At 31.7% G+C, this 12518-nt stretch carries 8 protein-coding genes; all 8 read right to left on the bottom strand.

What is annotated here, in order from left to right; translation table 11 throughout:
- Positions 1-160: 160 nt before the first annotated feature.
- The 8 genes from MKD52_RS00750 to MKD52_RS00715 all read right to left on the bottom strand — a co-directional run bounded on the left by MKD52_RS00750 (position 161) and on the right by MKD52_RS00715 (position 12205).
- Complete coding sequence (locus MKD52_RS00750) at positions 161-1327, bottom strand: DegT/DnrJ/EryC1/StrS family aminotransferase (protein ID WP_242098919.1); 1167 nt, start codon at positions 1325-1327, stop codon at positions 161-163.
- Positions 1320-2258: a GDP-L-fucose synthase gene (locus tag MKD52_RS00745; protein ID WP_242098918.1), complete on the bottom strand. Its 939-nt coding sequence runs from the start codon at positions 2256-2258 to the stop codon at positions 1320-1322. Before MKD52_RS00745 ends, MKD52_RS00750 begins: the two co-directional genes overlap by 8 nt.
- Entirely contained in the window at positions 2251-3390 is a 1140-nt protein-coding gene (gene gmd, locus MKD52_RS00740) for a GDP-mannose 4,6-dehydratase (protein ID WP_242098917.1), read from the bottom strand. Before gmd ends, MKD52_RS00745 begins: the two co-directional genes overlap by 8 nt.
- Complete coding sequence (locus MKD52_RS00735; RefSeq protein ID WP_242098916.1) at positions 3391-4764, bottom strand: mannose-1-phosphate guanylyltransferase/mannose-6-phosphate isomerase; 1374 nt, start codon at positions 4762-4764, stop codon at positions 3391-3393. It lies immediately after the preceding gene.
- 10 nt (positions 4765-4774) lie between these two features.
- Positions 4775-7204 carry a discoidin domain-containing protein gene (locus MKD52_RS00730; protein ID WP_242098915.1) on the bottom strand — a complete coding sequence of 810 codons (2430 nt, stop codon included), beginning with the start codon at positions 7202-7204 and terminating at the stop codon, positions 4775-4777.
- Between the two features lies 1 nt (position 7205).
- Complete coding sequence (locus MKD52_RS00725; RefSeq protein WP_242098914.1) at positions 7206-10571, bottom strand: CDP-glycerol glycerophosphotransferase family protein; 3366 nt, start codon at positions 10569-10571, stop codon at positions 7206-7208.
- Between the two features lie 12 nt (positions 10572-10583).
- Positions 10584-11726: a hypothetical protein gene (locus MKD52_RS00720; protein WP_242098913.1), complete on the bottom strand. Its 1143-nt coding sequence runs from the start codon at positions 11724-11726 to the stop codon at positions 10584-10586.
- A gap of 89 nt (positions 11727-11815) precedes the next feature.
- Entirely contained in the window at positions 11816-12205 is a 390-nt protein-coding gene (locus MKD52_RS00715; RefSeq protein ID WP_242098912.1) for an adenylyltransferase/cytidyltransferase family protein, read from the bottom strand.
- Positions 12206-12518 lie beyond the last annotated feature (313 nt).

The raw sequence follows: 12518 nt of genomic DNA, 5'->3' as shown, positions 1-12518 counted from the left end.
TATCTATCTAGAAAAACCTGACAATGATTAAAATGACAAATGCATAAAGTCATTTTTGCTACATATCTCAATGCTTCAACAATAAAAAAATTTAGCACTATTAACCTTTCCCAATAAGCTTCCCTTTTCTAGACCAACACATCATAACAGCGAAAGTATCTTACATATTATCCAATACCTTTTTAAGTAAATTAATTTGTTCGCTAATATCCTCTTGATGATTCCCAACAAAAAAACCATTTTTGTGTAAAATTTTCGCATTTTTAAGATCTCTAAAAATCTCATAATCAAAATATTTCATCACTTCATTTTGTGTAAAATCACCAGTAACTATAGGACGATATTCTATATTATTTTTTTCTAAAATCTTGATAATATCACTTCTTTTGAGTTTAGATTCTGGGCGTATAATCAACGAGAATCCAAACCACGAACTAAATCCAATTTCTTTTTGCATAATAAAATCTGGATGATTGTTAAAATACTGGAAAAATAGTTTTGCATTCTCTCTTCTATGCTTCAAAAAAGTAGGCAGTTTTTTAAGCTGCTCAATCCCAATAGCCCCACTCATTTCAACTGGGCGTACATTATATCCCGGCAAAACAAAACGAAATGATTCGCTAAACCAATCATCACTTTTATTTGCAACTTTATTTTCTTTTGGTAAATTTCTAGTCCATCCATGGGCTCGCAAACAAAGAAGTATATGATACAACTCCTCATTGTCTGTAACTACAAATCCTCCTTCCATTGTAGCCATATGGTGAGAGAAGAAAGTCGAAAAAGTCCCCATAACACCAAAAGTTCCCGCTTGCTTTCCTTTATATTCAGCACCCATTGATTCGCAATTATCTTCAAGCAGAATAATATTCCTATTTTTTATGAGCTCATTGATGGCACCAAAATCATTAGGATTCCCCAAAAGATTTACCACCATAATCATTTTTGTTTTATCACTAATGGCATTGCTCAAAGCTTCTAAATCATAGTTTAAAGTTTCCAAATCAATATCAACAAATTTAAGTTTTAAGCCGTATTGATAAAGCGGATAATAAGTTGTGCTCCAAGAAACTGCTGGAACAATAACCTCATCACCTCTTTTTAGCTTTGGATTTTTAGTATAAAACAAAGCTGCGGTTGCAATTAGATTAGCAGTAGAACCCGAGCTTGTCATAACAGCATACTTAGAACCAACAAATTTAGCAAAATCTTTCTCAAATTCTGCTACTTTTTTTCCCATAGTAAACATATCACTTTTGATAACATCTTGAATGGCTTGCAATTCTTTTTCATCCCAAGTAGATGAAGCTAATTGATAATTACACATCTGCAACTTCCTTTAAATAATAAGTATATGTTTTTTTAATTCCCTCGCTAATGTTTGTTTTTGGAGACCATCCAAATTTTTTAAGCTTTTGATTGTCTATAGTTTTTTGTTTCATGCCACTCGGCTTCTTTGCATCAAAATAAAAAGAACCCTGATAACCAATTATGTCTGCAATAATTGTATAATATTCCATAATGCTATAATCATGACCAAGTCCTACATTTAGATTTTGTGGCATGCTTTCAAAATTTTTTATCGCATAAAAAATAAATTCTGCCAAATCTTCAGCATACATAAACTCTCTTCTTGCTTGTCCATCCCCCCAAATTTCAACTTGCGAAATATTATTAACTTTTGCATGATGTATCTTAGAAATAACAGCTGGTATTAAATGCGCCCTTATAGGATCAAACTTATCGTATTTCCCATATAAATTGCAAGGAATAATAGTCTTATAATGAAGATTAGGGTCGCTTTTTGCAATATATTCACATAATTTTGTTGAAAGAATTTTAGCTAATGCATAGCCTTCATTTGTTGGCTCCAACTCACCCCTAAGCAAATATTCTTCCCTAAGAGGATTTTCAATATTCCTTGGATACATACAAGAACTTGCTAGATTTAAAAAAGTTTTAATCCTGGCTTCTTTACATTCGCTAATTAAGTTTAACCCCATATATGCATTTTGCTGCAAAAATTCCATAGGATTTTGAATATTAGCTTGGATTCCACCAACAAGCCCAGCACAATGCACTACTACATCAGGCTCATTTAAATGCAAGAAGTCTTTAACATTATTTTTATCTAATAAGTTTAAAGTTTTGCTATCTGGCGATAATATCTCACAAGGAAAATCACGGCTTTTTTCTAAAATATTACGACCAACCATCCCTGTAGAACCAGTTAACAAAATTTTGATTTTTTTATTCATAATACCTCATTATTTTATATCCACCTTGCTTAAGATAGACATCTTTAGTCATAAGTTTTAAATCAGCAGCCATCATATCATCTACTAGATTCTGTAGATTAAATTCCCTTTTCCAGCCTAGCTCTCTTTCAGCCTTACTAGGATCCCCAAGAAGCAAATCCACCTCCGTAGGGCGAAAATATCTAGGATCTACACTTACAACAATTTGACCAATTTGCAAATGCGAGAGATCTAAGCCTAACTCTTCCGCTCTTTGCTTATCAATCTTTTCAACAATCCCTTTCTCATTAACACCCTCTCCGCTAAAGCGCAAATGGATTCCACAATACTCAAAAGCCAATCTTACAAAATCCCTAACCATAGTTGTTTGACCTGTTGCAATAACCCAATCCTCTGCTTGTTTGTATTGCAAAATCATCCACATCATCTTAACATAATCCTTTGCATGCCCCCAATCTCGCTTAGCATCGAGATTTCCCAAATACAGCATATCTTGCAAATTAAGCGCTATTTTTGAAGCTGCACGCGTGATTTTACGCGTTACAAAAGTCTCCCCTCTCACTGGGGATTCGTGGTTAAACAAGATTCCATTACAAGCAAACAGATTATAAGCTTCCCGATAATTAACAGTAATCCAATACGCATACATTTTTGCAACCGCATAAGGACTTCTTGGGTAAAATGGAGTTTTTTCGCTCTGTGGAGTTTCTTGAACTTTACCATAAAGCTCAGAAGTAGAGGCTTGGTAAATTCTAGTCTTTTCAGTAAGTTTTAAAAAGCGCACGGCATCCAAGATTCTAAGCGTCCCAATTCCATCAGCATTTGCAGTATATTCTGGTGTCTCAAAGCTCACATGCACATGACTCATTGCTGCTAAATTATAAATCTCATCAGGCTGAATCTCTGCAACAAGGCGTGTTAGATTCATCGAATCAGTCATATCACCATAATGCAGATAAAAATCATTGCTTTTATTATGGTGCCCATCAAACAAATGATCTATTCTATCGGTATTAAACAATGAAATTCTTCTTTTTATACCATGGACTTCATAGCCTTTATTGAGCAAAAATTCAGACAAATAAGCCCCATCTTGCCCAGTAACTCCCGTTATTAATGCAACTTTTTTCATTTATATCCTTTTAAAATCATCTTCTAATCTAATTATATCATCTTCTCCTGTATATTCACCCACTTGAGCTTCGATTAAGACTATTGGGATTTTACCCTCATTACTTAAACGATGTGCTTGTCCCATTTTTATGTAAATTGATTCATTGGGTCTCACCAAAGTCTCCTTCCCTTCAATTTCCACCTTAGCAGTGCCACTTAAAACAATCCAATGCTCATTTCTATGAAAATGCTTCTGTAAAGAAAGTCTTTTCCCAGGTTTAACTTCAATGCGCTTGATCTTATATCCTTTTTCATCTTCTAGGATAGTAAAGCTCCCCCATGGTCTATGAGTGCTCAAGTGATTTTTGCTCAAACTCTCATTTTGCTTAATCGCTTCATAAATTTGCTTGACCTTTTGTGAAGAGGATTTTTTGCCCACCAAAAGCGCATCTTGAGTATCTATGATAAATAAATCATCAAGATCAATAGTTGCCACAAATTTCTTTTTATCACTTACATGGCAAAAAATATTATTAGAATCTAAAAATTTAGCATTTGCATTTGCATAATTTTTGCCACCATTAAACTCTTTTGCTAAACTCTCAAAACTGCCCACATCGCTCCAAGCAATATCGCTGGGTATCACTTTTACTCTTTTTGATTTTTCCATTAAAGCATAATCTATGCTTAATTCCGGAATTTTTTCCATATCTTCTGATTTGATTTTGATAAAGTTATCCTGCTTTAGAGAATTTTCATAAGCCTTTAGGGAAAGATTATAAATTTCTTTTGCATGAATTTTCATTTGCTCCAAGAAAAACTCTACTTTAAACATAAACATTCCTGAGTTCCAAAGATAATTCCCTTGCCTAAGAAATTCACTAGCTTTCTCAAGATTTGGTTTTTCTACAAATTCCTCTACATCATAGAGATTTTTAGTTTTGATATAACCATATCCAGTATGCGGGTTATCAGGCTTTATGCCAAAAGTAACCAAATAATCATTGCTTGCAAATTCTAGGGCTTTATCTATAGCTTCTCTATAAGCTTTTTCATTTTTGATTAAATGATCACTTGGAGTGATTAAAACTATCTCTTCTTTAGGAAGCGAGAGACATGCTAAAGTAATAGCAGCCGCTGTATTTCTCGCTAAGGGCTCTAGGATAAATTTAGCTCTAGAATCTCCACTATCTGAAATTTGATCAAGCGCTAAAAAATATTGCTCTTCATTGCACACCACCAAGGTATCCGAACAAATTTTAGAATTCCTTTGAAACGCTAACTCAAACAAAGATTTATTACCAAATAATCTTAAAAATTGTTTTGGCATAAGTGTTCTACTAAGTGGCCAAAGCCTTGTCCCACTACCACCACAAAGAAGGATATTAATCATTTAGTCCCTTTTATTTTTCAAATTCTTTCTTCAACTTCCTAATTTCAAACCACATCTTAACATATCCACCCTTATACCAAGTTTTATTAGCCTTCATAAAAGCTTCTCCTAGTTTATAAGTAAAACATTCTTTTTCTTTTAAAGATTCTTTGTAATCAGGATAAGATTCTAGATTAGGGAGTTTAAGATTAGGATTCTTTTTAATAGCTTCTTGGTATTGTTGTTGTTCTTGTTTGTGTTTATCTTTGATATAAGATAAAACATAAGGCATTCTAATATATCCCAGTAAAGATTTAGAATTCTCTATCATAGCTTGTCCTAGTTTGTATGATAGATGATTGTGGATTCTGTCTTTAGCAGTAGCAAGAGTATTAAGATAAGCGAGTTTGCCTTTAAATTGAGAAGTATTTGGAATTAAATGAGAAGTATTTGGATTAGAGGATAGAATCTTGTTTTTAGATTCTAGTTCTTTGGTTTTAGAAGTTAATTCTTGTTTAAGAGAATCAAGAGAGATTTTAGTAGCTTGTGGTTCTTGAGCATTAGTTTTAGCTTCTGGCAGTTGCAAGTTTGGCTGCTGTTTATTTGATTGGGCAATTCCTTCTTCTTGTTTTGGTAATAAAGCTTCTATTTCTTTTTTGCAAGATAAAAACTCTTTATTGTTTGGTTGCGATTTCAAAGAATATTGAATAAATTTTAGGGCATTAGAAAGATTTTTTTGAAAAAGCGATGTAGTCGCAGGATAATATGAAATCTTCGCAGCTAAATATGATATGTATGGAAAATTTTCAATAGCACTAGATAAAAACAAAGCAATAATATTTCTATTTACATCTCTACTCCATATTGGTTGACTCAGTAAAGATTTTAACAAGTTTTGATAATCACACTCAGAAAAATTCTCCAATTCCATTTCGCATTGCTCATATTTTCTCTGTTTAATTAAAATATAAAGGAGTCGAATTTTATAAGCATAATTTGCATCATAGTCAAATGCCATACTCAAAAACATCTCTTCTTTATCAAATTCTTCAGAATTTTCCATATCTAATGCCCAAAATGCACATGATGAGGCTAAAAACAAAGGAGAAATTAACTCCCTTGCACTCTGATGATATTTATAAAACAAATTAATTCGCTCTTCTTTAAAGAGATCATTCTTAAAACTAACTAATTCAACACCGCTCATTAAATTTGCACATTCTGCATAAGTTGAAGTTTCAGCAGTAATAACTCTATCAGCTTGCATCATCAAAAATAAATCAAACATGGTTTTCTCTTGTGTATTTAATTTTTCCGTAAATTCATCCGTTAAATACACTTCTTCCCTTGCACATTTTAATTCCCTTGGCAGATCATCTGGTCCGAGTAAGAAAATTTTTTTATTATTATTTTTGGCATTATCTATATAATGTAGCGCTACTTCAAAAGGAAATACTCTTGACATTACAACTCCCCAAAAAATAGATTCTTTAAATGTGCTAACAGCATCACCATTTCTCAAATGGATTACTTCAAAACTTCCAATTCCTTTTGTGATTTGATTTACCAAATCCTTTATAGCACAAATTTTAGGATTCCATTCAATCAAATGTGCATTTTGCAAACATTGCTTCTTATAATCATCTATATCTAATTCAAAAATACGACACATTTCATGCGGCCTATGATAAGCCCAATAAAAACCAAAATTGGCATTATAATGTTTTGCTTGTGCAAAATCACTTAATGTTCCCTTATAATTACAAGGCAAATAAGAATGTTTTACCCTATCTGTATAGGAATGTTTTACTAAAAATTCCCGACCAAAAATCTCTTCTTGTGCATCTATAAACACTTCATTGACTGGACTAAGCTCTCTTTTATTCCAGACAAATCCAAATTTCATTCCTGTTTTTTGGGCAATATACATGGCATTAAGCATGGCATTTATTCTTCCACCAAACCCATCATATCTTGTTGCAACAATCAAACCAGGATATTTTCTCTTGAATATTTCAATTTTTTTAAAATGCAAATACCCAATACCTTCCAAAACAACCTTGATATATCTAGCCTTTATAAAACTATTTAAAGGTATCAAAACTTCATCTAAGTTATGCCATTCATAAAGATTTTGATCAATATAACACCATTCTATCTTATCCAAAGAATAAAAAATTTTAATTGGCTTTAATATTTCTTGACAATTTTTACGATTTTTTATTTTAATGCATTCAATGCGATATTCATCTTCTAAATCAACCATCCACCAAGGATCTTTTTCTTTCCCTGTATGAAAAGCGTAATCATCAATATTAAGACTATCATCAATAGGTCTTTGAGGATCATCGAATTTCGACCATTTAGAAATTGAACTTTGAAATGCCTTTTTGCCTTTGGCTAATTCTATTAAATCCTCTTCTTTCCAAACCATACTAGGTTCTTTTTCATTAAAAAGCATTCTATTTTCCTTCAATCAAACAATTAAACTTTTGCATAATATTTTTGTTATATTTTACAGCATCAAAATATTGTGCTTGTATCTCATTGTTTAAATACTTCTTCATGCCATAAATCAATCCATCTTCACTATTTTCCACAATCAACCCACCTTTATCTTTTAAAACACTTACATTACCAGGTATATCTGTAGCAACTATAGCCTTATCTAAAACCAAGGCTTCTAACAAAGTCATAGGTTGCCCCTCATGATTTGAGCTCATAACAAAACAATCGGCTCTTTTTAAATAAGGGAAAGGATTAAACATTCTTCCAAGTAAAAAAACATTTTTTTGTAGATTTAATTCTCTAATCAAGGATTGTAACTCATTCTTCAATGGACCATCACCTAGAATCAACAATAATGTTTTAGGATGTTCTTCATTAATAACCTTAAAGGCTCTTATCAGTTTAGCCTGATCTTTTTCCACAGAAAGTCTTGCCATATTTATAAAGATTTTATAATCCTTTTTAAAGTATTTATTTTCAACTTCGCTATCTAATTGCTCATTTGATTTTCTTATAATCCCATTATAATCGATTGTATTTTCTAGAAAATCAAATTTCTCTTCACTTATATTATACTGCAATGCCAGATTCTTTTTGTTTTCTTCGCTAGTTTGCTTAGACACAGAAATAACCTTGTCATAATAATGATAACAATTAAAAATCTCCCTTAGTTGCGGAAATCTTTTTTTGAATTCTCCAAACATATCATTGTGTAAAAAGATTAGCTTCATACATTGAGCTCCATAGGCAAATAGTTTCGCCCAATATCCATTATACCCTTCAAAATTAATCACCACATCAAAATGACTCTCTCCATATAATCTTTGAAAATCCCTTTTATAAAGATGCCAATAAATCCCCTCTTGCTCCTTGTTAGATCTTTTGAGTTTATAAATAGGATGATTATCTAGCCAATCTTCTTCTAAAGTAGCATTTTTAGCTCCTACTCTAGGCAAAACCTGAACTTTATCCTTAATCACTTCAAACTGCTCCATTCTTTCAGGAAACATCTCAATAGTTCCAGGGTCAATCGCTAAACAAATACGATATTCTTCCTGATTGAGACTATTTACCAAATTTTGAATGGAGCTTGTAATACCATTTGGTATCATTGGTCCTGCATAAAACAATAAATTCTTCTTTTTATCGGGTTTATACAAAAACTTCTCATCATAATCATCAAAGAAAAAGAAATCCACAACGCGCTTAGTAGCATTTCCATCTTCATAAGGGAAAAACTTCTCTTTTAAATGCTCATAACGATTCTTTTTACTTAAAAATTCTTCATTAGACAAAAGCTCTAACACCTCACTAATGTTATTGTAACGATTTTCACTCAATTCTTCAATTTCAAAGTATAACCCCCTCTCTTGCTTGTATTCTTCATAATCATAGACAAAATAGATAATAGGTTTATCTAGCACCATAAAATCAAAAGCGATGCTAGAATAATCTGTAATTAAGATATCCACTATGCTTAGAAGTTCATTAGTGTCTATATCCCTATCATTTGCACTACAAAAATTTAAATTTTGTCCCCCTATGTATTTCAATATCTCATAATGCCCTCTAAAAAGAACTTTAAAGGGCATCATAGAAAGCATTTTTAGATATTCCCCAATAGCTTCTGCTTCAAATTTTGCATTACCAAAAATCCCTCTAAATGTCGGAGCATAAAGCACTACTTTTTCCCCTTCCTTGATATCAAAACGAGCTTTCAATTCTTGATTTTTTTGAAGCGTAATATCTATCCTAGGATACCCCGTAATGAGTGCCTTACCACCATAAATGCCCTCTATGTCATAGTCTTTTATGATTACATTTTCCACAAAGTTGCTGGGGTTAATAATATGCGTTGTTTGTAAAAAGTTTCTTTGAGTATTATTGTGCTCCATAAACTTTGTTTTAATATATTTGCCAAGCATTTTCCATGGAGTTCCATGCCAAGTATTAAGATACTTTTGCTCCTCTCTTCTAATAAAATAAGATGGAAATGTTGAATTATTAATCAAAAACTCTGCTCTTGCAAGATATTTCAAATAAGCATCACTACTCTTTTTAATGCAAATTAAATTACGCATCTTTCTAAACTCAGGCTTAATATCTTGTGCACTATCAATAACCCAAATGTGTGTAAAATCTTTAAATTGTGGTTGATGGATACAATATAAAAAAATTGCATAAGGATTACAACTCATCAATCTCCCATGAAAAGATTCATATAAAATTGTTTTAGTTAATATGGAGGTGTTTTCAAGATAATGTGTATATATTGCTTGTTGCTTAAAAGATTTATTTTTTAACTTTTTATCATCAACTCCATAAGGCTTTTGATAAGTTATTTGTTGTTCCAAGAATTCTTCACAAGCTTCTTGAAATCTTTCCATCATTTTTAAACAATATCCCAATCTATAATGCCAAAATTGTTTGTATTCACTGCTGCGATTAACCGCTTGCTGATAACTTTGAGCTGCTTTGCTATATTCTTTTTTTCTCTCATAAATAAACCCTAATCTATAATGTGTATAGGGTCTATGATAATTTATTTCTAGCGCTTTATTGTAATATTTCTCAGCATTATCCCAATCATATAGGCGATCATAACTCATGGCTATTTTATAGAGAAAATCCTCATCTTCTCTAGCTTTACCATTCTGCTCATACCATTCTAAATAAGCACTATTTGCCTCTTTCCAATAGCCTCTTTGCTGATGAAAAACCCCCACACCAAATCGTTTAGAATCTAACTTGTCATCTAGCAACATTGCATTAAAATAAGCTTCCTTGGCTAAAGCAATATCACTTATGCCTTCTTCCTCCCTTTCATAACAAAAGCCCATTCTATAATAAAGCTCTGCATGAGTATGATCTTTATGCTCTACAAAATCTAATGCCTGTTGATACGATCTTGCTGCTTCTTGAAATCTAAGCATTACTTCAAGTGCAGCAGCCAAATCCTTATAAAGCCGAAAGCTACCCCCTTTTTTTGCAATTTTTACTTTAATATCTTCAACTTCCTTCCACCAAATTTTTGCATTTGTGCTACCAATTTGTTCTAAGTGATTCTCGACTTGGGACAATTGCCGTTGCCAATTTCTCATGTCTGATCTTAGCAAAACAGCTGACTCCATAAAATCTTTGGCGTTACTCCAATCTTGTTGTTTAAAATAACACATTCCAACCTTAAAGTGACATTTGGCATGATTATCCTTTGTCTTTAAGGCTTTTTGGTAATATTTTAGTGCTTTATTGTAGTCTTTATAGTAATGATAATATAGCATACCCTTTAAATAACTATAAAAAAATAATGGATTTAACACAAACACTCCTTTTTAACATTCTAATTTTATTTCTTGATATTTTTCCACAAACTCTTGCTCACCATACTTCTCTAATTCCGCAATAATTTTACTTTTGTTGCTATAGCCACCATTATTCAAAAGCCTACAAAGATAAACTATATAACCTTGCCTATCTATAATTTCAATGTTTGGAGTGTCCAAAATAGAGTTAAAATCCTTTTTGGGAACTCTCCAATCGTTGCCATAATTCTCACTAAGATATAATTCATAATCTAAAGCTCCATAATATTCACCATCTAGAAATTTATATTTTTGTAATTTAAAAGCTGTATTATTCCATCTATTTTTTGCACCCAGATGATAAGTTATATCACCGTCTCTATAATGTATGAAAATATCAATCATGATGCCATTAATATGTTTTAATTTTATAATCCCTTTTTTATTAAATTCATGCTGATAAAAAACCCCTTCTTTTAAAATGTTCTCTAAAACTTTGCAATTCATATCTTCTTCAAAAACTCCAACATCAATATCATAATCATGTGACAATATGCTTTTATTTCTGATGCAACCCAAAAATGTTCCACTGACCAAGAACATTTTAATATTAAGCCTTTCAAATATTCTGCTAAGATCCTCTAAAGCTACTTGTGCCTCATAAGCCCTAAAAAACTTCTTTTTTTTATTTGATTTTTGTGGCATCGCTTCCTTGTCTAGTATTTTTTTCTGATAATAGTTTTTGGCTATTTCGTATTCCTCCACTTTAATGGCAATATCCATAATATAATCCCATGCTTTTAATGTTATGCTTGATATATCATATTTCTCTCTATATATTTGCAATATCTTTTGAAAGTCATGCTTGTTTTCGACCATTTTGCTAAGTATTATCAAAGTTTTTTCTCGTGGAGAATATTTTAATAACCCCAACAACAATGCAATAGCCTCCTTACTACTGCCCATCAAAAAAAGTATTTGCACTTTAAGATATGTAGCATCTGGGCATCTTGGGTATTTTGCCAAAAAAATATCAATAAACTTATTTGCCACACCATAATTTGCATAAAAAAACTCTAATTGAGCAATGTAAAAAGCCGCTAGATAACTCTTGCTTTGCAAAAATATCTTCAAGAAAAAATTTATTGCTTGATGATATTTTTTAAATTGCATAAAATATCCTATGCAATAGTATATAGGCTTAATACATGAAAATATCCCTTTGCTTTCAATATAAGTCTTTCTAAGACTTCTAGTAATATTCAAACCCGTATCCTCTCAATAATTTCCGTCGTAGAAATACTTGGGGTTCTTGGCAAATATACAACTTCAACAATATCGCTAAATTCATCAAATTTTCCTTCCCAATCATTTCCCATAACCAGTATATCAGCTTCATATTTAAGCAAATACTCTCTTTTTAATTCTAAGGATTCCTCTAAAAAAGTTTGTGTTACAAATCTAATAGAATCCACAATTGCCCTGCGTTCAAACTCTGTATAAAGAGGATACCTTCCTTTTTTAGAAAAATTCAAAGCATCTGATGAAACTCCAACATAAAGCTCATCTCCCAGCCCCATAGCTCTCTCCAAAATTTTCAAATGCCCATAATGGAATAAATCAAAAGTCCCAAAAGTTATTACTCGCTTCATTTAAAAAGCCCTAAATTTCAATATTAACAATATAATAGTAACCAGTAAAACATTAATAATAAATAAATAAATAACTCCCACATTAACCAAAAAAATTTATCTATTTTATTATACAATTCTAAAATACAAAAAAATATTAGGGATAATCTTGCTATTTTCAACCTCAAAAAAGCTCATTCAAAATGCCAAAAACTTTTACCCAAATTTATCGCACTGCAATTTAGCTCAAAAACATAAACCAAAAACAACTTTTCTGGGCTGGGGGCGCAAAAAATCCGGTAAAAATGCTCTTTTTCTTTCTAAAAAATTTGGC

Source organism: Helicobacter sp. CaF467b (assembly GCF_022664765.1).
GTDB lineage: Bacteria > Campylobacterota > Campylobacteria > Campylobacterales > Helicobacteraceae > Helicobacter_D > Helicobacter_D colisuis.
Note: the sequence above shows the minus strand (reverse complement) of the source record. Positions and strands in the feature narration are given on the sequence as shown.

Coding starts and splice junctions, on each gene's coding strand:
- gmd (WP_242098917.1), bottom strand. CDS start 3,390: ATGAAAAAAGTTGCATTAATAACGGGAGTTACTGGGCAAGATGGGGCT.
- MKD52_RS00735 (WP_242098916.1), bottom strand. CDS start 4,764: ATGATTAATATCCTTCTTTGTGGTGGTAGTGGGACAAGGCTTTGGCCA.
- MKD52_RS00715 (WP_242098912.1), bottom strand. CDS start 12,205: ATGAAGCGAGTAATAACTTTTGGGACTTTTGATTTATTCCATTATGGG.
- MKD52_RS00720 (WP_242098913.1), bottom strand. CDS start 11,726: ATGCAATTTAAAAAATATCATCAAGCAATAAATTTTTTCTTGAAGATA.
- MKD52_RS00750 (WP_242098919.1), bottom strand. CDS start 1,327: ATGTGTAATTATCAATTAGCTTCATCTACTTGGGATGAAAAAGAATTG.
- MKD52_RS00745 (WP_242098918.1), bottom strand. CDS start 2,258: ATGAATAAAAAAATCAAAATTTTGTTAACTGGTTCTACAGGGATGGTT.
- MKD52_RS00730 (WP_242098915.1), bottom strand. CDS start 7,204: ATGCTTTTTAATGAAAAAGAACCTAGTATGGTTTGGAAAGAAGAGGAT.